This is a genomic window from Methylocystis sp. B8, assembly GCF_005771425.1.
Taxonomy (GTDB): Bacteria; Pseudomonadota; Alphaproteobacteria; order Rhizobiales; family Beijerinckiaceae; genus Methylocystis.
In genome coordinates this window covers 664,068-684,884 of sequence record NZ_VBTZ01000001.1, presented here as the reverse complement: position 1 = coordinate 684,884, position 20,817 = coordinate 664,068, and the positions used below count along the sequence as shown (strand labels likewise).

Here is a 20,817-nt window from a genome sequence, read left to right as displayed (position 1 = left end):
GTCGAGATGGCCAGGTGGAGGATTGTCGCCGTCGGCGCGCTGATCAGCGCGTTGCTTTCAGGCTGCGCATCTCCAACGACTGACTGTCGACCCGAAATCGAACTTGAGACGGCGCAGAGATCTTATACGGCGGCCGCCGGCGACCGGCTGCGCGTCGCTGTCCTTGGCCAAAGAGAGCTTTCCAAGAACTATCTCGTTGATCGCGCCGGCCGCATCGCCTTTCCGCTCATCGGTTTCGTCAAGGTGCAAGGACTTAGCGCCGCCGCCGTTGAACGCGTCATCGCCGCGCGGCTGCGAGACGGCTATATTCGAGACCCAAAAGTCACCGTTCAAATCGTGGCTTTTCAGCCCTTCTTCGTTCTCGGCGAAGTCGCCAGGGCAGGCCAATATTCCTCTGTTGAGAACATGACGGTGCGAAGCGCAATCGCCGCCGCCGGCGGCTTCAAGCCTGGAGCCTATGAGGGCGGCGCCCACTTGACGCGCTTGATCGACCGCCGCCCTGTGACCGCATGCGTGACGCTCGATGTCCCAGTGCGGCCCGGAGACACGATTACTGTTCTTCAAGACGCCTTTTGAAGCGCCGCGGTCGCGGTCAAAAGAGAATCGCGGAAGTGTTCTCCATCGCCAACTGATCGATCCTTTTCGACATCTGGGTTGTGCGCTCCTAAACTGGCGACGCCTGTTGAACAGAGGCTAAGATGCGAATGTCGTCGTTGAGATTAGCGTTCTTGATCGCCGGCATCGCCGCTTTGCAAGGCGCGGCCGGCGTTTCTCTCGCGGGCGCCGCCGCGCATGTCGAGTCCTCTCCGCTCCTGGCGACGGCGAGCCAATTTCTAATGATACATGCCGCCGCTGGCCTCGGCCTCGCCGCGCTTGTGCGCACCACGCCGCGGCGCGCGGCGAATTGGCTCGCCTTTATCGCCTTGGCGCTCCAGGCAGGGGTTACGCTTTTCGCAGGCGACCTTACGGCGCGCGTCGTTTTGAACGGGAAACTTTTCCCTCTCGCCGCGCCGATCGGCGGCGGGCTGACGATCGTAAGCTGGTGCGCTCTGGCCGTGTGGGCGGCGTTCGCCATGTTGCGTGCAAATTCGCTGCAGACCCCGCCCGAAAGCTAGACATCTGTGGCAAAGCGCCCCACCATTCATTTATGTCGGTCTCCAATTCCGACCTTTCGTCCTCGGCCTCGCCGAGCGATGACTCCCAGCGCGCGAGCGATCCATTGCTCGGGCGAAGGCTGCTCATTGTCGAAGACGATCCTTACATTGCGCTCGCCCTGGAAGAGACCCTTTCGGAATTTGGCTTAATTATCGCGGGGATGGCGCGCAGCCTCGAAGAGGCGGTTCGACTTTCGCGCGGAGACGGCGTCGATCTCGCCCTACTCGACGTCAACATCGGTCACGAAAAGATCGATCCCGTGGCCGACGCGCTCGCCGCCCGCGGCTGCCCCTTCATCTTTACGACGGGCTGTGGGCGGGCTGGATTGCCCGAGGCGCATCTCGAGCGCGCCATGGTCGAAAAGCCATTTTATGTCGAGGAGATTCTGGCCGCGCTACGCGCCGAGCTCGCACGCGCAGAAGAGCGTTAGACTCTCGGATTTTCGCCACTTTATCGCCGCGCTTGCCCGCGACAAGCGAAGTCCAAAGACTCGCTCAGGAGCATTGCTGGTTGCAGCCATCCGCCGTAAGCGACAAGCCATCGTCAGCTAAACTTCGCTTTTCGAGCGCAGCGGCGCGCGCCCTAGGAGCGGCGTTGGCGACCGCCGTGGCTTTTGTCGCGATCTCCGCCGCGATAGCGCCTTGGCTGTTCTCGCCTGCGGCCCTGATCGACGCTGTCGCCGATCAGCTTCAAGGCTCTTCTGGGCTTTATGTCGTCGCCCGCGGACGCACGAGCTTTTCGCTCTTGCCACGCCCCAGCATCGCCGTCGAAGGCGTTGTCTTCGCGGATCGCAACGGCGCGCTGCTGATCGAATCGAACGAGCTCCATGGCGACGTCGACGTCTTGGCGCTGCTAGCGGGACGGCTCAAGGTTGCGGCGGCAAAGCTGGTCCGGCCGCGCGCGCTCATCGATTTTGATAAGAGGCCAGTCGGCCCGCCGGCGGCGGCAGCCCGGGCGGCCGCGGCAAAACCGGCGACGCTCGAAGCCGCGGCTGCGGACAATGTGCGATTTGGAACCGTGTCGATCGTCGACGGCGACGTGAAGATCGCCTATCGCGGCCGGCTATACAGGCTGCAGAAAGTCAACGCGAACTTCGACTGGCGTCGCATTGGCGAGGCGGCCGCTCTGACAGCCGCCTTCGATCTCAATGGAGAACGGCTCGAGAGCATCCTGTGGGTCGCGCGTCCGGGCGCGCTGCTGCGCGGCGAACAATCCGTCGTCACCTCGCGGCTTGACGGCTCACTCTTCCATTTCGAGGGGCAGGGATTGGCCCAACTCGGCGCCAACGCGCGCTTCGAGGGGCGCGCCGCCGCCGCCGCCGATTCCGTACGAGAGGCGCTTAAGTTGTTCGGCGTCGCGGCGCCCTTGCCTGGCCCTTTCAATGACGCGCAATTCTCCGCGCAGGCGACGCTCGCAACTGACGAAGCGCACTTCAGCGGCGCGCGCGTTTTTGTCGACGGAAACGAGTTCCGCGGCGATCTCGACTTTCGGAAAGTTGGCGGCCGACCGACGGTGACGGCGGCGCTCCAGAGCGATTTTCTTTCGCTCAGGCCGCTTCTCGCCGACGCGCCGCCCCTTGTCGACTCTGACGGACAGTGGAGCACGCAGCCCTTCGAACTGCCCGATCTCGCTGGCGCCGACGTCGATCTTAACATCGCGGTTGGACACGCCCGACTGGGCCGCCTCAAAATTGAAGACGCGGCGATCGCAGTCACGCTACGCGACGGCGCTGCGGAATTCGCGATAACCCAGGCGCGAGCCTATCGCGGCGGCCTTAAAGTTCGAGCGTCGATCACGCCAGGAACAGACGGACTCGCGTTGCGGGCCAATGCGCAAGCGACGGCGGTGGAGGCAGGCCCGCTATTTTGGGACGCCTACGGCAAACCAGTGCTTGCCGGGGCCCTTAACGCCACTCTTGCATTCGACGGCTTTGGCGATCGGATGTCGACGCTCATGCAAAGCCTGAACGGCCGGGCGAACCTCGCTCTCGTGGACGGAGAGATTTCCGGCATCGATTTGGAGAAGGCGTTGCAGGGATTGGAGAAGCGCCCATTGTCGAGCGCCTTCGACATCCGCTCGGGCCGCTCGACGCTCGACGCCGCGAGCGCCGCGATTAAAATTGAGAATGGCCTCGCCGAGATTTCCGAAGGAGACGCGCGTGGCCCGGATTTCTCAGTCGCCTTCGGCGGCTATGCGCCGCTGACGGATCGCCGTCTTGCTCTCAAAGCCATCGCGCGTAAGACGGCCAGCGCCGACAAGACAGACCCGTCTGCGCCCAGCATCGCCTTCGATGTGGTCGGCCGCTGGGACGACTTGTCGCTAGGGTTGGATACGCAAGCGTTCATCCGACGCTCGGACGCCGCCGCGCCGCTGCTGACGCCACAAGGCGCGCCGGCTGATCGCGGCCCCCCGCGGCAATGATTGAGGACCGCTAGACCTCCTCAAGCTGCGTTTCGTGCAACAGCCTGGTCAACTCGTCGGGGATGTCGAGATAGCGGAAGCGGCGAAGTTCAAAACCAACTTCGATCACGCCCCAGGGCGGCGCATAGGTCCGCCAGGGCGAGACTTCGGCTAGAATCACGACATGACCGCCGTCGATGCCGCGAGCGATCCGCGCCACCGTGTAAATCGCGCCGCGGGCCAAACCGTTGCAACGTCCATAGGGCCCCGCAGTCGCGTCAACGCAGACAACCTCGGCGCCAGGAGGCGTTTCGGGACTAATCATTGGCGACCTCGTTCTGCTGCGCGATGAACGCGCGCTCCTCAATCATTATGGAGCGCGCGTCGGCCGGCGAAAGAGCCGGACACGCCGCATTGAGGTCAGCGGAATTTCAAAAAACCGAAGAAGCCCCTCTTCAGCTTCTTGCGGTCAAGATCGCGGAGCTCATCGTAGACTTGACGCGCGGCGGCCCGTATTTCCAAGAGCTTTTCATCGGATACGTCAAAATCGAGCACGGCGGATCTCAACTCGCGCCGCGCCTGATCCAGCCGCGCCTGCGCATCCGCAATCAACGCATTCAGCATCATAACCCTCGTCGATGGTGATATCGCGGAGGACTATACCGCAGCTGCGAAGGAATGCTGAGACTTACGCGCAGGGATCGAAGAAATCACATCGCGTTACGCTTCTGGCGCAACCGCATAGCGGTTGCGCCTTCGTTCGACGCTCCAGGCTGCGCGCCTTAGGCTGGCCTATGACGGATGCCGTTACCAGTCGCAGCCGCAGCCGCTATAGCCGCCATAGCCGCCATAGCCGCTATAGCCATAGTAGCCAGGAGAAGCGGAGCCCCAATAGCCGTAGCCATATGGGTAGGACGAGGCGCCAAGCGCCAGGCCAGTGGCAAGGCCCGCGCCATATCCCCAATAACCGGGGCGCCGCCACGCGCCGCCGTAGCCCCAGTAAGTACCGGGCCCCCAGCCCCAACGGTGCCACGCGGCGGCCGGGGTCGAAACCGATACTGCGCCCACGAGCATGGTTGCAGCGAGCGCGCCGGTAAGCAGCTTGCGTAGGTTCTTCATGGCGAACCTCCAGGTCCTTGTGACCCCCCGGCCGCCCGTCTAACGCACGCGTTGTTTTGTTGTTCCGTCGACAGGCGAGCGCCTTCATGAGCGCGGCTGATCAAATCGTCGGCGCCATATAGAGACGCAGCCGTGTAGGTCGCGTCCAAAATCAAAACAGGAAAATGGGTTACCCGGTAAGAGACCCCATAGAAGCGCATTCAAGCCCATCGCCGATTTTTATCAAATCGATGAGCAGCTTCGGCTTCTGTTTTTCTTGGCAAGCATTCGCTTATCTGGAGGCCTCGGAGGGAATCGAACCCCCGTACAAGGATTTGCAGTCCTCTGCGTAGCCACTCCGCCACGAGGCCTTAACGCGGCGCGCGCCGCGTGCGCTCGCTCATACAGGAGGGCATAAGGGCGAGCAAGCCAAGGCGAGAAGATATCAGCGCCTCAATACGGACGACCGTCCTTATGGGTCATGATCCAGCGGCCATCGACGCCAAGCGCGGCCTTTAGGTCGTCATCAGGATAGCTCGCCTCATCGCCGGGCAATCTGTCGCCGATTTCGAGATAGACGACGTCGCGATCAGTCCGGTTGATAAGACAGTGGGCGGGCGCCCCCAGCCGGGAACCCCGCGCACATGCCTGGGCGCAACACGACCTCGTCGTTGTCAAATAGGAGGGTTGGCTCGCCTTCCAGAATAAAGACGAACTCGTCCTGCCGACTATGGCGATGCTTCAGCGCGGACTGCGCGCCGGGCGCGAGCCTCGTGAGGTTAACGCCGAAATTGGTCAGGCCAAAAAGGTCGCCGAGGGTCCGCTTTTCGCGCCCACGCACCCGCGTCGCGAAGGGTTCTGGATAGCTCGACGGCTTGGCGCGCGGCGCGACATTGGCCGCCTCGACCGCGGCCGGCCGGCGCGGAACAGACTTTTCCATGGCGCAGCTTCCCTAAGGCCCGAGGGTGGCCAATTTGACAGGCAGCGCCCATTTTGACCATCTTCCGCCCCTCGCGCCGAGCCGGCGCACTTGCTGGAATTGTCGCGAATGAACGTCGTTATCGTCGAGTCAGCCGCCAAAGCGCAGACGATCAACAAATATTTAGGCAAAAATTTCAATGTGTTAGCGTGCTACGGCCATGTTCGTGACCTCCCCGCCAAGGATGGCTCGGTCGATCCCGACCAGGATTTCTCCATGGTCTGGGAAATGGACGCCAAGGGCGCAAAGCGCGTCTCGGCCATCGCCGACGCGGTGAAAGGCGCCGACACGGTCATCCTCGCGACCGACCCGGACCGCGAGGGCGAAGCCATCTCCTGGCATCTGCTGGACATTTTGAACAAGAAGCGCGTGCTCAAGGATAAGAAGATCGAGCGCGTCGTCTTCAACGCCGTCACCAAGGACGCGATCAAGGAGGCGATGGCGCATCCGCGCCAGATCGATCAGGCGCTGGTCGACGCCTATCTCGCCCGCCGCGCGCTCGACTACCTCGTCGGCTTCACTTTGTCGCCGGTGCTGTGGCGCAAGCTCCCCGGCGCGCGTTCAGCCGGCCGCGTGCAGTCGGTGGCGCTACGCCTCGTCTGCGACCGCGAGCTCGAAATCGAAAAATTCGTCCCGCGCGAATATTGGTCGCTCGTCGCGCATCTGAAGACCAAGGCGGGCGAGCCCTTCACGGCCCGCCTCGTCGGCGCGGACGGAAAGAAGATCCAGCGGCTCGACATCGGCGCCGGTCAGGAGGCCGAGGACTTCAAAAAGGCGCTTGAGAGCGCCGCCTTCGTCGTGCGCTCGGTCGAAGCGAAACCCGTCAAGCGTCACCCCTATGCGCCGTTCACGACCTCCACCTTGCAGCAGGAGGCGTCGCGGAAGCTCGGGCTCGCGCCGGCGATCACCATGCGCATCGCCCAGCGGCTCTACGAGGGCGTCGACATCGGCGGCGAGACGGCGGGTCTCATTACTTACATGCGAACCGACGGCGTCGACATGGCGCCAGAGGCGGTCGCCAGCGTGCGCCGCGTGATCGGAAAGGAATACGGTGACCGCTTCGTTCCCTCAGTTCCGCGCAAATACACGACGAAAGCCAAGAATGCCCAGGAAGCGCATGAGGCGATCCGCCCGACCGACCCTGGCCGCTTGCCGAAGCATGTGGCGAAATATCTCGAGCCGGAACAGGCCAAGCTCTATGAGCTGATCTGGACGCGCACCATCGCCAGCCAGATGGAGTCGGCCGAACTGGAGCGCACCACGATCGACATCGACGCCAAAGCAGGCGCGCGAGCGCTCGAACTCCGCGCAACGGGCCAGGTCGTCCGCTTTTCGGGCTTCCTGGAGCTCTATCAGGAAGGCCGCGACGACGACGCCGATGAGGACGGCGGCCGCCTGCCCGCCATGGCGCAGGGCGAACCGGTCACGCGCGAGAAGATCGACGCGACCCAGCATTTCACCGAACCGCCGCCGCGCTACACCGAAGCGACGCTCGTCAAGCGCATGGAGGAGCTCGGCATCGGGCGGCCATCGACCTACGCCTCGACGCTCGCCGTGCTGCGGGACCGCGACTATGTGCGGCTCGACAAGAAGCGGCTCGTGCCCGAGGACAAGGGACGCCTCGTCGTCGCCTTTCTTGAGAGCTTCTTCACGCGCTATGTCGAGTTCGACTTCACCGCCGACCTTGAAGAAAAGCTCGATCTCGTTTCGAATAATGAGATCGACTGGAAAGAGGTGTTGCGCGACTTCTGGCGCGACTTCTCGGCGGCCGTCGACGGCACCAAGGATTTGCGCGTCAGCGAGGTGCTCGACAGCCTCAACGAGCTGCTCGGCCCGCATGTCTTTCCGCCAAAGGAGGACGGTAGCGATCCGCGGCTCTGCCCGTCCTGTAACAGCGGCCAACTCTCGCTGAAGATCGGCAAATTCGGCGCCTTTGTCGGATGCTCGAACTATCCCGAGTGCCGCTACACGCGAACGCTCTCGCCGCCAACGGGCGACGCCGCCGACGCGGCGAGACCGGGCGTGAAAGTCCTGGGCGTCAATCCCGAAAGCGGCGCGGAAGTCACGCTGCGGGAAGGCCGCTTCGGCGCCTATGTGCAGGAAGGCGAACAGGAGGAGGGCGGCGAGAAGCCCAAACGCGCCTCGCTGCCCAAAAACATCAGGCCCGACGATCTCACGCTCGCCCAGGCCATCGCCCTGCTCTCTCTGCCGCGCGAAGTCGCGAAACATCCGACGAGCGGCGAGCCGATCGTTGCCGGCATCGGGCGTTTCGGCCCCTATGTCCAACACGGCAAGACCTACGCAAATATCGGCCGCGACGACGATGTGCTGAGCATCGGCGCAAACCGCGCCATCGACCTCATCGTGCAGAAGGAATCGGGCGGCGGCTCGCGCTTCTCGCGCGGGGCGGCGGAGCCGGCGCGCGTGCTCGGCGATCACCCGGAAGGCGGATCTGTCAGCGTCAAATCCGGCCGCTTCGGTCCTTATGTGAACTGGGGCAAGGTCAACGCGACGATACCGAGGGCCGTCGACCCCGCGTCACTGACGCTCGAACAGGCGCTCGAACTTCTTGCCGAGAAGGCGGCGGGCGGCGGCGGTGGGTCGACTGGCGGACGCGCGCTCGGCGACCATCCAGACGGCGGCAAGATCACGGTGCGCGCCGGCCGCTTCGGCCCGTACGTGAACTGGGGCAAGATCAACGCGACGCTCGCCAAGGGGGCTTCGCCGGAAGAGGTGACTCTCGAAGAGGCGCTACGCCTGATTGAAGCCAAGGTCGGCGCGCCGAAGAAGGCCGCGCCGAGGAAATCAGCGAAGAAGGCGCCGGCCAAAGCCAAGAAGAAAATCGAAGACAGCGATGAGATGCCCTTCGACGATTCGCGGCCTGTGAAACAAGACCTGAAGGCGACCGCAAAGCAAACGGCAACGAAAAAACCGCCTGCAAAAAAGCCGGCGGCGAAGAAACTCGTCCCTGCGAAGGCGAAGAAGGCCGCCACAAACTAAAAGGAGGGCGCTCTTAAGTTGCGCTGATTCTGGAGGCGCGCTTCAACTTCGCCGCGCGCTTCATATATGTGGGATGCCGAGTTCAATTGAACTGTATGCCGCCGCGTTGATTGGCGATCCCGCCTCTTTTTGAGCGAACCCTTGGCGAAAAAAGACACTAGAGAAAAGCGCCCGCCCTCTCGCGAAGATATCCTCGCCTTCATCTCCCGCGAAACCGAGGCGGGCGGCCCGCGCAAGATCGGCGTGCGCGAAATCGCCCGCGCCTTCGGCCTCACTGGCGACGATCGCATCGCCATCAAGCGCATGCTCGCGGGGCTCGCCGAGGAAGGCGTTCTTGAGAAACGCGGCCGCCGCGTGACGCGCAAGGGCGCTCTGCCGCCCGTCGCACTCGTCGACATCGTCGCGCGCGACCGCGATGGAGAGATGATCGCCGCGCCGGTCGAATGGGACGAGGACGAGCTGGGGCCGGCGCCGCGCATCCGGATACATGCGCCGCGCCGCGCGCGGCCCGGCGAACCCCTGCCCGGCGTCGGCGACCGCGCGCTGGTTCGCGCCGAACCCGATCGCGACGCGGCGCCAGATGAGCCGCCCTACGTCGGGCGCGTCGTCAAGCTCTTGTCGCGCCAGCGCCAGCGCGTGCTCGGCGTGCTGCATGTCGAAGCGAATGGCGCCGGCCGTATCGAACCGATCGACAAGAAACAGGCAGGACGCGAACTCGCCGTCGCGGCGTCCGACATCGGCGAAGGCAAGCATGGCGACCTCGTGTCAGTCGATCTCGTCGGCAAGACGCGCTTCGGCGCGCCGCGCGCCCGCGTGCGGGAAACGCTCGGCTCGGTGACTGGCGAGAAGGCGGTGAGCCTTATCGCGCTGCGCGCGCATGATATTCCCGACGTGTTTCGCCTCGAAGCGACGGCGGAAGCCGAGCGCGCGCAGCCCGCGACGTTGCACGGACGTGAGGACTGGCGCGACTTGCCGCTCGTCACGATCGATCCGCCCGACGCCAAGGACCACGACGACGCGGTGCATGCCACGCGAGACGATGCGCCGGACAATGACGGCGGCTTTATCCTTACGGTCGCAATCGCCGACGTCGCGCATTATGTGATGCCGCGCTCTGCGCTCGATCGCGACGCGTTGGAGCGCGGCAATTCGGTCTATTTTCCGGACCGCGTCGTGCCGATGCTGCCCGAGCGCATCTCCAATGACCTTTGCTCATTGCGTCCCGGCGAAGACCGGCCCGCCCTCGCCGTGCGCATGCGCGTCACGAGCAATGGCAAGAAGATCGACCACAAATTTCATCGCGTGATGATGCGCTCGCACGCGAAGCTCGCCTATGCGCAGGCGCAGGACGCGATCGAGGGCCGCACGGATGAAATCACGAAGCCGTTGCTCGCCCCCGTGCTCAAGCCACTTTACGCCGCGCATGAGGCGCTGCAGCACGCGCGCAATCTACGCGCGCCGCTCGATCTCGACCTGCCCGAGCGCAAAATTCTTTTGAAGAAAGACGGCTCCTTCGACCGCGTCGTCATTCCGCCGCGCCTCGAAGCGCATCGCCTGATCGAAGAGTTCATGATCCTGGCCAATGTCGCCGCCGCCGAAACCTTGGAGCAGCATCGTCAGCAGCTGATCTATCGCGCCCATGATGAACCTTCGCGCGAAAAGGTCTCGGCGCTCTCGGAGTTCCTCGCGACGATCGGCGTCAAGCTCGCCAAGGGTCAGACGCTGCGCGCCGCGCATTTCAACGTGATCCTAGATCGCGTGAAGGGCATGGAGCATGAGAACATCGTCAATGAGATCATTCTCCGCACGCAGGCGCAGGCCGAATATACCCATGAAAATTACGGGCACTTCGGCCTCAATCTGCGGCGCTACGCGCATTTCACCTCGCCCATTCGCCGCTATGCCGATCTGATCGTGCATCGCGCGCTCATTCGCGCCTTGAAGCTTGGCGAAGGCGCGCTTCCGGAAATGCCCGTTGGCGAACTTGCGGAAATCGCCGCGCGCATTTCCGCCGCGGAGCGGCGCGCCATGGCGGCGGAGCGCGAGACGGTCGACCGGCTCATCGCGCATCATCTCGCCGACCAGATCGGCGCGCGCTTTCAGGCGCGCATTTCCGGCGTGACAAGATCGGGGCTCTTCGTGCGTCTCGCTGAGACTGGCGCCGACGGCTTCGTCCCGGCGGCGACTTTGGGCCGCGAATATTACGCCTATGACGAAGCGGCGCATGCGCTCACCTCGCGCTCCGGCGTCAGCTACCGGCTCGCGGATGTCATCGAGGTGCGGCTCATCGAGGCGGCGCCGATCGCCGGCGCCTTGCGTTTCGAGGTCGTGAGCGGCGGCGAACGCCGTGCGCCGCCGCCACGGGCGAGCGCGAGATCGAAGGAACGTCGCCCGTCTGCGCGCAGGAAGAAGCGATAAAGAGCGCGACTCACGCGCCTTTCGCGCAGATGTAGACCTCTCGGCGCCGGCCCCAGCATTGCCCCGTTCGATAGACCGGGCCAAGACTTTCGCCGCCGAGAGTCGCGGTCCACGACCTTCCATGATCGAGCTTTAAAACGACCGAATTTTTCCCCGCAATGAGCGTGAAGGACGAGCGTCCGGCCTGGCGAAGCAAGCAACTCTTCTCGAAGAGCACGCGTCCGTCGACCTTGACGAAACATTGCACAGGGCGGCCTTCGTCGGCCGGTTGTTGCTGACGCTCAACTTCGCGAACCGGGGCGACGCTTTCCGGCTCCGCCGGCCCCGCCGCGTCGACTGGCGGCGCGCCGTCGAATGCGGTTTTTGATTGCGCCTCGTCGAGCGGGGAAGCCGGCGCAGCGTCCAGAGACGGCGGCGAGGCCGGCGCTTCGGCTTTTGCCGTTGGCGGCGGCAGCGGCTCGGGCAAGGGCTCCGTCGCCGACTGGGCCTCTATGAGTCGCTCGCGCAGAGCCGTCACACCGGCCGCCTGCTGCGCGGGCGGCGCAATCGCTTCCTGCTCTGCGCTCGCGGGAGCCGTCGCAACCGGCGCCGCTTCGGCGATTTGGGCGGCTTGGGTCTCAGGCGCCGGCGCGGCGGGTTGGGTCGGCGGCGTCTCGTTGCTGCGCAGCGCCGTCACGTCATTGCGCTGCTGCGGCGCGCCTTTCAGCGCCAAATGCGCGACGAGGACGCCGCCGCCGAGCAGGATGATCGCCCCTACGACGAAAAACCAGAGGGGCGCTTTCGAGGACGCTGAGTCCTGCATCGCGCGCCATTCGCCAATGAGGTCGCTTACGAAATCCTTGATCCAGTCTATCGCGCGCGTCTTGCGGAAGGGTCTCTCCAAGCTTTCCAGCTCACGCATCAAGCGCCGCTTCTCTTGAAGGACCTTCCGTTCGAAGTTCTCTAACTCCGCGACTTTTCGTCGTTTCTCGACTATTACGCTCATATTACTCACTCCGAGCGCCGCCGCATAATGCACGAGGTAGAAGTTCTCCCACGTCGATACATGCGGATTTCAGCGCTTAACTCGCGCAAACCGTCGGCTTCTTGGGAGATATTTCTCCCTGCCGGAATATTGCTGCGCAATTAGCCAGGCAGGGCCCGGACACGCGCCGCTGCTCTTTAAGATTAGCCAATAAAATTATGGCTGTACTTTGCCGATTCTGAGCAATGTGGCCCAGCGGCGCTTTATCCAGCGCTCGACGCCGCCCGCGCCTTCTTGACATCGTGTGCGCCGCACGTATGTTGCGCGCAAATTCGCTCCCGGCGCGCCCCGCGGCCGGGGCGATTTTCTTTCTCTGATAGACTGGAACGAGAGATGGCCAAATCCGCCATGATCAAGATCAAGCTCCTGTCCACGGCGGATACGGGCTATTTCTACGTCACCAAGAAGAACGCGCGCACCAAGACGGAAAAGCTCGTTTTCAAGAAATACGATCCCGTCGCGCGCAAGCACGTCGAATTCAAGGAAACCAAGATCAAGTAAGCGCGCGTGAAGAACGCGCGGGTTTTTTACGACGCTTTCGTGACCACCGTGATGTAGCGAGAGCTCGTTGGTCCGAGCGCGTTCGCGCGTCGGTTGGAAGATCAACGTTCGTCGGGAGCAAGGCGGCCGACTGACGATGGCTTCAAGGAGGCCACTCCAACCACCGCCAGTCGGCCAACCCCACGGACCCAGGAGATGCGGCGGACCTGAGCACTCCGCAGGGTATTCAAAGTTGTGCCGAATACGCATCGAACGCTTTAAGCGCGCCATGGGTCTTGTTTCAGGCCCTTCGACGCCGCCAGACGCGCAACTCATTTGGCGCAGTCACGTTACTCCGGCTGCACAAAAATGCAACTATCTGATATGAAATTTCACACATCGGAAGCTGTGACGCGTTTGTGCGCAGCGTAAAGAACAACAATGCGCTGCGATGAACGCGGCGCCGGAGGGGTAGATGGCATCTGGATTACGCTTAGTTCTTGGCATGGCGGCCGGCGTTTGTCTCGCCCTCACCCTTTCTGCTTGCGGCGAACATATGCCGGGCGACGCTACGGGCGCGAAGGTCTTACGCAATCTTCTGCAAAAGAATGGCGTGGACGCCAAGCTCGTCTCCTTCAAGAAGGTGCAGGGGCGCGAAGTGAAGCGTGAAAATGTTGACGCCTATGAATTGATGTATGAGGCCGAAATCCAGTTTCCTGAGGGTTTTGAAGCCAAATGCGCCGATGAGCGCGAACGCGGAAAATGCGCGTTCCTCGGCATCGACGACGACCGGACATTCGCGAAGGCCGAAGTGCACACGAGCGAAGGCACGCTGCATTTCGTGAAAAGCGAAAAGGGATGGATGGCCGAGGATAATCACGCCTATTGACGCCATCGTGCGAACGCTGGCGCCGATCGTGGTCATTCCGGCGCGCCTTGGCTCGACGCGTTTGCCCGGCAAGGCGCTCGCCGAAATCGACGGTCGGCCGATGGTGGTTCGCGTCTTTGAGCGCGCCTGCGCAGCAGCGCTTGGACCGGTTGTGGTGGCGACGGATGCGCCGGAAATCGCGCGCGCTGTCGAGGCGGCCGGGGGAGACGCCGTGCTCACGGGCGACTCTCATGCCTGCGGCAGCGATCGTATCGGCGAAGCGCTCAATACGCTTGATCCGCAAGGCCGCCATGGCGCCGTGATCAACCTGCAGGGCGACCAGCCTTTCCTTCCGGACGGCGCCCTTAAAGCGGCGCTCGCGCTTCTCAATGACTCTTCCGTCGACATCGGCACGCTAGCCTGTGCGGCGAGCGCGGAAGAGACCGACGATCCCAACGCGGTGAAGCTCATCGGAGCCTCGCTTACGCCCAACCGGCTGCGTGCGCTCTACTTCACGCGAGCGCCCGCGCCTTATGGCGATGGCCCGCGTTTAAAGCACATCGGCGTCTACGCCTTCCGCCGCGCGGCCTTGGAGCGATTTGTCTCGCTGCCGCCCTCCCCGCTCGAAGTGCGCGAGCGGCTAGAGCAGTTGCGCGCGCTGGAGGCCGGCATGCGCATCGACGCCGTTCTGCTGGACAAAGCGGCCCCGTCGGTGGATACGGAACGCGATTTGGCCGCGCTGCGCGCCGTCGCGCGCGAACAGGACGCAAAGTGACGCAATATATCGCTTATCAGGGAGAACCCGGCGCGAACTCCGACCTCGTCTGCCGCACGGCCTATCCACATCTGACGCCGCTGCCCTGCGCAAGCTTCGAGGACGCCTTCGCGGCGGTGACCGAAGGGCGCGCCGCGCTCGGCATGATCCCGATTGAAAATTCGATCGCCGGGCGCGTCGCGGACATTCATCATTTCCTGCCGCATTCCGGACTGCATATCGTCGGCGAACATTTCCTGCCGATCCATTTCCATCTGATGGCGCCCAAAGGCGCTACGCGACAGGGGCTCAAGAGCGTCTACAGCCATGTCCATGCGCTCGGCCAGTGCCGGCGCGCCATCCGCCAGTTTGGACTAGAAGCGCATACCGCCGGCGACACCGCAGGCGCAGCGCGCGAAATCGCCGAATGGGGAGATCTCGCCAAGGCGGCGATTGCGCCGCGGCTGGCCGCTGAGATCTATGATCTCGACGTGCTCGCTGAGAACATAGAGGATGAGGCGCACAACACCACGCGCTTCATCGTGCTGTCGAAGACGAGGCAATGGGCGGCGGCGAACGAAGGTTCGACCATCACGACCTTCATCTTCCGCGTGCGCAACGTGCCGGCGGCGCTTTACAAGGCGCTTGGCGGCTTCGCGACGAACGGCGTCAACATGACGAAGCTCGAAAGTTACATGGTCGACGGCGAGTTCGCCGCGACGCGCTTTCTTGCCGACGCCGATGGACATCCGGAACAGCCGGCGATGGCGCGCGCGCTTGAAGAACTGCAGTTTTTCTCGAAGGAAGTCGAGATCCTCGGGGTTTATCCCGCGAGCGATTTCCGCATTACGAATATCCGCGCCTTCGCCTTTGGGGATTGACAGGCCGCGGAGGCAATTGCTTTCCTTGCCGGCCTTTTCAGCGGGAACCGGAATATCGCCGCCCGGCGACGATCCGTTCGCGCCATGAGCCGCGTCCCTTGAGACGCAAGCGCACGTCGGAACGGCCAAAACGATATTCATGAGCAAGCGCTCGAAGGGAACAACCCATGGCCGCCGTCTACGACCCAAACAACATTTTCGGCAAGATTTTACGCGGCGAAATCCCCGCGCATAAAGTTTATGAAGACGACGTTGCGCTCGCTTTCATGGACATCATGCCGCGCGCCGAAGGCCATGTTCTGGTGATCCCCAAAGAAGGCGCGCGCGGACTGCTGGACGTTTCGTCGCAAACGCTCGGCGACTTGATGAAGCGCGTGCAGCATGTCGCAAGGGCGATTGAAAGGGCCTTCGACGCTGACGGACTAACCCTGCATCAATTCAATGAGAGCGCCGGCGGCCAGGTGATCTATCACCTTCATTTCCACCTGCTGCCGCGCTGGGATGGCGTCGCCCTGCGTCCGCCGGGAACGATGGCGGACGACGCGAAGCTCGCCGAACAGGCGAAGCAAATTCGCGACGCGATGGAGCCTTTCGAGGACTGAGCCGCGGCCTGCCCATCGGAAAGCTCTGCTGAAAACACTAGTCTTCCGCAACCTTCGCCGGCCGCAACGCCACCGGGCGTAGCAGGAAGGACGGCACATGATCGCCCAGCCCGACGACGGGCGGCCCGTCCTCTTCATAGCGGCGCGGCCGACGCTCCCGACGATCTGAAGCCGACGCCGCACAAGCCGGAGACCGGAAGCTCTCCGCTTCCGGCTGGGATCGGCCGCCGCGCGGCCGGCCCATGCTCACGGGCGCTTCGCGTTCAACAGTTGGTCTGCGGCCGCGCTCCCGACGCGGCCCGCGTTCGCCGCGCTCGCCGCGGCGCTCCTGCGGACGGCTCGTCTCCATCGGCGGCGGCAAAGCCTCAAAGCCCGGCCCTTCCCAGTCGATCGCCTTGCCGATGAGGCCCTGAATCTGATCGACATATTTCATGTCATCTTCAGTGACGATCGTCATCGCCACGCCTGACCGCCCGGCGCGTCCCGTGCGCCCGATGCGATGCACGTAGTCTTCGCTATGCGTCGGCACGTCGAAATTGAACACGTGGCTCACATCGGGAATGTCGAGGCCGCGTGCCGCCACATCTGAGCAAACGATGAGCGAGACCTCGCCATTCTTGAAAGCGTCGAGCGAGGCCATGCGCGCGAGCTGGTCCATGTCGCCATGCAGCGCGCCGGTGGAAAAGCCGTGCTTGAGCAGCGAGCGGTGAAGGACCGCCACATCGCGCTTGCGGTTGCAGAAGATGATCGCGTTCTTGAAGTTCTCCGCGCTGCGAATGAGGTTGCGCAAGGTTTCCCGCTTGTCGGCGTGGCCGCGCGAGGCGACGAGAACCTGGCGGATGGTCGAGGCCGTGGTGGCGGCGCGCGCCACTTCGCAGCGGATCGGATTATGCAGGAAAGCTTCGGTCAGCCGCGTGATTTCCGGCGGCATCGTCGCAGAGAAGAAAAGAGTCTGCCGCGTGAACGGCACCAGCTTGCAGACGCGCTCGATGTCGGGGATGAAGCCCATGTCGAGCATACGGTCCGCCTCGTCGATGACAAGTATTTCAATGCCGGTGAGCAGCAGCTTGCCGCGATCGAAGAAATCGAGCAAGCGGCCCGGCGTTGCGATCAGCACGTCGGCGCCGCGCATGATTTTGGCTTCTTGATCGCCGAACGATACGCCGCCAATCAGCAGCGCGACATTGAGCCGATGGTTTTTGCCGTATTTAGCGAAGCTTTCTTCAACCTGAGCGGCAAGTTCGCGCGTCGGCTCCAGAATGAGCGTGCGCGGCACCCTCGCGCGGGCGCGGCCGCTTTCCAAACGGCTCAGCATCGGCAAGGTGAAGGCTGCGGTCTTCCCAGTGCCCGTCTGGGCGATGCCGAGAATGTCGCGCCCCTGCAAGGCGGGTGGAATGGCCTGCGCCTGAATTGGCGTCGGGGTCGTATAGCCGGAGGCTTGGACAGCCTCGAGAACCTTATGGGAAAGGCCCAGTTCCTCGAATGTCATCAATTATCCTGATTACGGCTTGCCTTTTGCGGATCGCCCGCTTGCGCGCCAGCCGTAAAAGCGCGCCTGGATGTTGAGAGAAAATTCCGTCGCCGCTGCGACGACTGTCCGGCCCGCCGACGGTCCGCCGCAAAGAAGCGCGGGCGATAGCCACGGGAATGCTTTACGGGCAATTGCCGGAATGTCAATGAATATATGCGCCCATGCGGCGGCGCGCGAGGGCTCGTCCGAAAAAAAGCTAATGATCGGCGGCTGCGCCGCAGGGCGTCAACGCCGAATGCCCTTGCCGCATTGGGGAGATCGTTCCCGTTGGTAAAGGGTCAATATTGGCGTTGCGCTGCTCTGTAGGCGCCGGCGCCTCGACGTGCGGCGCCGACTTGGCAGGGACGCGCAATTCGGACTTTGTAGCCCCAGGAAAGGCAGCCCCAAGAGGGCGGGCTCCTGCTGGCGCTCCGGGCGGCTCGAACATATTTGAAAGAAGTTTCGCGCCCAGCACGCTGCACAAACAAGCGGCGACAGAGAGCGCCGCGAGGCTCCACATGCCCGCGGGCAATCCGACGCAGGGTTGGCTTGAGCGGCGATGCTCGTTAGTTGCGCGCACTTACCGGCCTGAGGTTAGCGGCGTCGACGCTAACCTTTCCAGGGTAAATTTTTCATTACACTGAGTGCGACGGCGACGCCGCGGGCGACCCCTTGCCAAGCCAGGGGGAAAGCTCAAAACTGTCGATGTTCTTGATTTCCCTCACCGTGGAAGTGGCCCAAATTCTGCGAAGCGACCCTAAAAGAACCACTGTGTCGACCTACATGAAAAGGATCGAAGAGGTAAGGACGTGGCGGCCGAGGATCTAGCTCTTTTGACGGCGGCTGTTTGGGCGCCGCGTGCGGCCAGGGAGCCGCGAAAGGGAGGCGACGGTCCCGGCGCCGGCACGGCGCTCGTCACCCGAACGCGTCCTCAGACGCGCAAGCCCAATATGTATCGGGTGCTGCTGTTGAACGATGATTACACGACCCAGGAGTTCGTTGTGATCGTGCTGCGCAAATATTTTAACAAGTCCGTGGAGGAAGCCACCCGCATCATGCTCCATGTACACAATCACGGCGTCGGCGAATGCGGCGTCTACACTTACGAGGTCGCGGAGACCAAAGTCACCCAGGTCATGGATTTTGCAAGGAAGCACCAGCATCCTCTGCAATGCATCATGGAAAAGAAATAGGACGAGCGCATGCCGACCTTCTCGCGCAACCTGAAGCAGACCTTGGACCGCGCGCTGGCCTCCGCCCGCGAGCGTCACCATGAATATGCGACGCTGGAGCACCTATTGCTAAGCCTCGTCGAGGACGTCGACGCTTCGGCCGTGCTGCGCGCCTGCTCCGTCGACCTTGACGTTCTGACCAAGAATTTGCGCGACTACATCGATCGCGAGCTCGACAATCTCGTCAATGAAGATGCTGACGAATGTAAGCCGACCGCCGGGTTTCAGCGGGTCGTGCAGCGAGCGATCATCAGCGTTCAGTCGTCCGGCCGCGAAGACGTCAGCGGCGCCAATGTTCTTGTCGCGCTCTTCGCCGAGCGCGAGAGCCACGCCGTCTATTTCCTGCAGGAGCAGGATATGACGCGTTACGACGCGGTCAATTTCATCAGCCACGGCATCGCCAAGCGCCCTGGCCTTTCGGACGCGAGCCGCACGCCGCGCGGCGTCGAGGATGACGGCGAGCGCAGCGAAGGCCGAGAGGGTCGCGACGGAGAGAGCCGCAAAAAGGAAGGCGCGCTGGAGGCTTATTGCGTCAACCTGAACAAGAAGGCGCGCGACGGCCGCATTGACCCGCTGATCGGCCGCGAACCTGAAGTGCTGCGCACGATTCAGGTTCTATGCCGTAGGCAAAAGAACAATCCTCTGCTTGTGGGCGATCCCGGGGTCGGCAAGACGGCGATTGCCGAAGGTCTCGCCCGCAAGATCGTCTCCGGCGATGTGCCGGACGTGCTTGCCGGCGCCACCGTCTTCGCGCTCGACATGGGCGCGCTGCTCGCCGGCACGCGATATCGCGGCGACTTCGAAGAACGGCTGAAGCAAGTCGTGAAGGAAATTGAGAATCACAAGAACGCGATTCTCTTCATCGACGAAATTCATACCGTCATCGGCGCCGGCGCCACCTCGGGCGGCGCGATGGACGCCTCTAATCTGCTGAAGCCGGCGTTGGCGCAAGGCGTTCTGCGCTGCATCGGGTCGACGACGTACAAGGAATACCGCCAGTATTTCGAAAAGGACCGCGCGCTTGTCCGCCGCTTCCAGAAGATCGACGTCAATGAGCCCTCGATCCCCGACGCCATCGAAATCATGAAGGGCCTCAAGCCCTATTTCGAGGAGTTCCACAAAATCCGCTACACCAATGACGCGTTGAAGGCGGCGGTGGAGCTCTCGGCCCGCTACATCCATGACCGCAAGCTGCCGGACAAGGCGATCGACGTGATCGATGAAACCGGCGCGGCGCAGATGCTTGTCGCTGAGAATAAGCGCAAGAAGACGATCGGGCTGAAAGAGATCGAAACGACGATCGCCACCATGGCGCGCGTGCCGCCGAAGACCGTCTCCAAGGACGACGCCGAAGTTCTCGCGCATCTCGACGAGACGCTGCGGCGTGTCGTCTACGGACAGGACAAGGCGATCTCGGCGCTCACTTCGGCGATCAAGCTCGCGCGCGCCGGCCTGCGCGACCATGAGAAGCCAATCGGCTGCTATCTCTTCTCTGGACCGACCGGCGTCGGCAAGACGGAGGCCGCGCGCCAGCTCGCGACCTCGCTCGGCATCGAGCTCGTGCGCTTCGACATGTCGGAATATATGGAGCGCCACACGGTGAGCCGGCTGATCGGCGCGCCTCCCGGCTATGTCGGCTTCGATCAGGGCGGCCTCTTAACCGACGCGATCGACCAGCATCCGCATTGCGTGCTGTTGCTTGACGAAATCGAGAAGGCGCACCCCGATCTCTACAACATCCTGCTGCAGGTGATGGACCACGGGAAGCTGACCGATCACAATGGCAAGACGATCGACTTCCGTAACGTCATTCTCATCATGACGACGAACGCGGGCGCGCAGGATCTTGCGCGCACGCCGATCGGCTTCACCCGCAGCCGGCGCGATCTCGACGACAGCGAGGCGATCAACCGGCTGTTCGCGCCGGAGTTCCGCAATCGTCTCGACGCCATCGTGCCGTTCGGGCATTTGCCGGTCGACGTGATCAAGCGCGTCGTGGACAAATTCATCATGCAGCTCGAAGCGCAGCTTGCCGACCGGAACGTCACCATCGAGCTCACCGACGAAGCGCGCGACTGGCTCGTCGAGCACGGCTACGATGAATCGATGGGCGCGCGGCCGATGTCGCGGGTCATTCACCAGCACATCAAGACGCCGCTCGCCGACGAGGTGCTGTTCGGCCGCCTTAAGAACGGCGGCGCGGTGCGCGTCGTTGTCGTCGGCGACGACAACGGGGTGAAATCACTGGGCTTCGTCTTCCCGGAAGGGCCAGTGCTGCCGCGGCCTGAGCGCGACATCCTCGAAGCCGGCAAGAAGCGCGCTGCGGAAGAAGCCGCGTCTGGCGGCGGCGAGGCGCTGCGCAATTCCGATGAGGAACGCGACGAACGTCCTGCCCCTCTGAAAGGCTGACGCGCGA

At 63.2% G+C, this 20,817-nt stretch carries 18 protein-coding genes, 1 tRNA gene and 1 pseudogene; 13 read left to right on the top strand and 7 right to left on the bottom strand.

Going from position 1 to position 20,817, the window contains the following annotated elements:
- Positions 1 to 6 precede the first annotated feature (6 nt).
- The 4 genes from FEV16_RS03240 (at position 7) to FEV16_RS03225 (ending at position 3,576) form a co-directional block, all read left to right on the top strand.
- Complete coding sequence (locus tag FEV16_RS03240; protein ID WP_246657145.1) at positions 7 to 576, top strand: polysaccharide biosynthesis/export family protein; 570 nt, start codon at positions 7 to 9, stop codon at positions 574 to 576.
- 128 nt (positions 577 to 704) lie between these two features.
- Positions 705 to 1,115 carry a DUF423 domain-containing protein gene (locus tag FEV16_RS03235; RefSeq protein ID WP_246657144.1) on the top strand — a complete coding sequence of 137 codons (411 nt, stop codon included), beginning with the start codon at positions 705 to 707 and terminating at the stop codon, positions 1,113 to 1,115.
- A gap of 32 nt (positions 1,116 to 1,147) precedes the next feature.
- Positions 1,148 to 1,585, top strand: a complete 438-nt coding sequence (locus FEV16_RS03230; protein WP_138166137.1) for a response regulator — start codon at positions 1,148 to 1,150, stop codon at positions 1,583 to 1,585.
- 164 nt (positions 1,586 to 1,749) lie between these two features.
- On the top strand, positions 1,750 to 3,576 hold the full coding sequence (locus tag FEV16_RS03225) for an AsmA family protein (protein ID WP_246657143.1): 1,827 nt from the start codon (positions 1,750 to 1,752) through the stop codon (positions 3,574 to 3,576).
- Between the two features lie 10 nt (positions 3,577 to 3,586).
- Here FEV16_RS03225 and FEV16_RS03220 read toward each other — a convergent pair whose 3' ends face one another.
- The 5 genes and pseudogenes from FEV16_RS03220 to FEV16_RS03200 form a co-directional block, all read right to left on the bottom strand.
- Entirely contained in the window at positions 3,587 to 3,880 is a 294-nt protein-coding gene (locus FEV16_RS03220) for a hypothetical protein (protein ID WP_138166136.1), read from the bottom strand.
- 95 nt (positions 3,881 to 3,975) lie between these two features.
- Positions 3,976 to 4,182, bottom strand: a complete 207-nt coding sequence (locus tag FEV16_RS03215; RefSeq protein ID WP_246657142.1) for a hypothetical protein — start codon at positions 4,180 to 4,182, stop codon at positions 3,976 to 3,978.
- A gap of 180 nt (positions 4,183 to 4,362) precedes the next feature.
- Positions 4,363 to 4,674: a hypothetical protein gene (locus FEV16_RS03210; RefSeq protein ID WP_138166135.1), complete on the bottom strand. Its 312-nt coding sequence runs from the start codon at positions 4,672 to 4,674 to the stop codon at positions 4,363 to 4,365.
- 276 nt (positions 4,675 to 4,950) lie between these two features.
- Positions 4,951 to 5,024: transfer RNA gene (locus FEV16_RS03205), tRNA-Cys, on the bottom strand.
- Between the two features lie 82 nt (positions 5,025 to 5,106).
- Positions 5,107 to 5,593 (bottom strand): annotated as a pseudogene (locus FEV16_RS03200) (cupin domain-containing protein).
- 108 nt (positions 5,594 to 5,701) lie between these two features.
- Between FEV16_RS03200 and topA the strand changes: the two are divergent.
- Both topA and rnr read left to right on the top strand, forming a co-directional pair.
- A complete protein-coding gene (gene topA / locus FEV16_RS03195) occupies positions 5,702 to 8,632 on the top strand; it encodes a type I DNA topoisomerase (RefSeq protein WP_138166134.1) in 2,931 nt (976 codons plus the stop codon).
- A 141-nt stretch (positions 8,633 to 8,773) separates the two neighbouring features.
- Positions 8,774 to 11,050 (top strand): ribonuclease R, encoded by a 2,277-nt coding sequence (gene rnr / locus FEV16_RS03190; RefSeq protein ID WP_246657141.1) that lies wholly within the window; start codon positions 8,774 to 8,776, stop codon positions 11,048 to 11,050.
- 10 nt (positions 11,051 to 11,060) lie between these two features.
- Here rnr and FEV16_RS03185 read toward each other — a convergent pair whose 3' ends face one another.
- Complete coding sequence (locus FEV16_RS03185) at positions 11,061 to 11,951, bottom strand: hypothetical protein (protein WP_138166132.1); 891 nt, start codon at positions 11,949 to 11,951, stop codon at positions 11,061 to 11,063.
- A gap of 456 nt (positions 11,952 to 12,407) precedes the next feature.
- On the opposite strand from FEV16_RS03185, the gene rpmG reads away from it, so the two are divergent.
- The 5 genes from rpmG (at position 12,408) to FEV16_RS03160 (ending at position 15,659) form a co-directional block, all read left to right on the top strand.
- Positions 12,408 to 12,575 carry a 50S ribosomal protein L33 gene (rpmG, locus tag FEV16_RS03180; RefSeq protein ID WP_036286758.1) on the top strand — a complete coding sequence of 56 codons (168 nt, stop codon included), beginning with the start codon at positions 12,408 to 12,410 and terminating at the stop codon, positions 12,573 to 12,575.
- A 454-nt stretch (positions 12,576 to 13,029) separates the two neighbouring features.
- Positions 13,030 to 13,443 carry a hypothetical protein gene (locus FEV16_RS03175; protein WP_138166131.1) on the top strand — a complete coding sequence of 138 codons (414 nt, stop codon included), beginning with the start codon at positions 13,030 to 13,032 and terminating at the stop codon, positions 13,441 to 13,443.
- A 7-nt stretch (positions 13,444 to 13,450) separates the two neighbouring features.
- Positions 13,451 to 14,197, top strand: a complete 747-nt coding sequence (locus tag FEV16_RS03170; RefSeq protein WP_138166130.1) for a 3-deoxy-manno-octulosonate cytidylyltransferase — start codon at positions 13,451 to 13,453, stop codon at positions 14,195 to 14,197.
- Positions 14,194 to 15,057: a prephenate dehydratase gene (locus tag FEV16_RS03165; RefSeq protein ID WP_138166129.1), complete on the top strand. Its 864-nt coding sequence runs from the start codon at positions 14,194 to 14,196 to the stop codon at positions 15,055 to 15,057. Before FEV16_RS03170 ends, FEV16_RS03165 begins: the two co-directional genes overlap by 4 nt.
- Positions 15,058 to 15,224: 167 nt before the next feature.
- Positions 15,225 to 15,659: an HIT family protein gene (locus FEV16_RS03160; RefSeq protein ID WP_138166128.1), complete on the top strand. Its 435-nt coding sequence runs from the start codon at positions 15,225 to 15,227 to the stop codon at positions 15,657 to 15,659.
- 37 nt (positions 15,660 to 15,696) lie between these two features.
- On the opposite strand, the gene FEV16_RS03155 is transcribed toward FEV16_RS03160, so the two are convergent.
- Positions 15,697 to 17,148, bottom strand: coding sequence for a DEAD/DEAH box helicase (locus FEV16_RS03155; RefSeq protein WP_138166127.1), 1,452 nt, complete (start codon positions 17,146 to 17,148; stop codon positions 15,697 to 15,699).
- A gap of 830 nt (positions 17,149 to 17,978) precedes the next feature.
- On the opposite strand from FEV16_RS03155, the gene clpS reads away from it, so the two are divergent.
- Together clpS and clpA are read left to right on the top strand one after the other, a co-directional pair.
- Entirely contained in the window at positions 17,979 to 18,362 is a 384-nt protein-coding gene (gene clpS / locus FEV16_RS03145; RefSeq protein ID WP_246657140.1) for an ATP-dependent Clp protease adapter ClpS, read from the top strand.
- A gap of 9 nt (positions 18,363 to 18,371) precedes the next feature.
- The gene (gene clpA, locus FEV16_RS03140; protein WP_138166124.1) at positions 18,372 to 20,810 is read left to right on the top strand and encodes an ATP-dependent Clp protease ATP-binding subunit ClpA; all 2,439 of its coding nucleotides are present in this window, start codon (positions 18,372 to 18,374) and stop codon (positions 20,808 to 20,810) included.
- Positions 20,811 to 20,817 lie beyond the last annotated feature (7 nt).

Excerpts from the sequence above, each read along its gene's own strand:
- FEV16_RS03240 (WP_246657145.1), top strand. The coding sequence starts at position 7 with ATGGCCAGGTGGAGGATTGTCGCCGTCGGCGCGCTGATCAGCGCGTTG.
- FEV16_RS03235 (WP_246657144.1), top strand. The coding sequence starts at position 705 with ATGTCGTCGTTGAGATTAGCGTTCTTGATCGCCGGCATCGCCGCTTTG.
- FEV16_RS03230 (WP_138166137.1), top strand. The coding sequence starts at position 1,148 with ATGTCGGTCTCCAATTCCGACCTTTCGTCCTCGGCCTCGCCGAGCGAT.
- FEV16_RS03220 (WP_138166136.1), bottom strand. The coding sequence starts at position 3,880 with ATGATTAGTCCCGAAACGCCTCCTGGCGCCGAGGTTGTCTGCGTTGAC.
- FEV16_RS03215 (WP_246657142.1), bottom strand. The coding sequence starts at position 4,182 with ATGATGCTGAATGCGTTGATTGCGGATGCGCAGGCGCGGCTGGATCAG.
- FEV16_RS03210 (WP_138166135.1), bottom strand. The coding sequence starts at position 4,674 with ATGAAGAACCTACGCAAGCTGCTTACCGGCGCGCTCGCTGCAACCATG.
- topA (WP_138166134.1), top strand. The coding sequence starts at position 5,702 with ATGAACGTCGTTATCGTCGAGTCAGCCGCCAAAGCGCAGACGATCAAC.
- FEV16_RS03185 (WP_138166132.1), bottom strand. The coding sequence starts at position 11,951 with ATGCGTGAGCTGGAAAGCTTGGAGAGACCCTTCCGCAAGACGCGCGCG.
- rpmG (WP_036286758.1), top strand. The coding sequence starts at position 12,408 with ATGGCCAAATCCGCCATGATCAAGATCAAGCTCCTGTCCACGGCGGAT.
- FEV16_RS03175 (WP_138166131.1), top strand. The coding sequence starts at position 13,030 with ATGGCATCTGGATTACGCTTAGTTCTTGGCATGGCGGCCGGCGTTTGT.
- FEV16_RS03160 (WP_138166128.1), top strand. The coding sequence starts at position 15,225 with ATGGCCGCCGTCTACGACCCAAACAACATTTTCGGCAAGATTTTACGC.
- FEV16_RS03155 (WP_138166127.1), bottom strand. The coding sequence starts at position 17,148 with ATGACATTCGAGGAACTGGGCCTTTCCCATAAGGTTCTCGAGGCTGTC.
- clpA (WP_138166124.1), top strand. The coding sequence starts at position 18,372 with ATGCCGACCTTCTCGCGCAACCTGAAGCAGACCTTGGACCGCGCGCTG.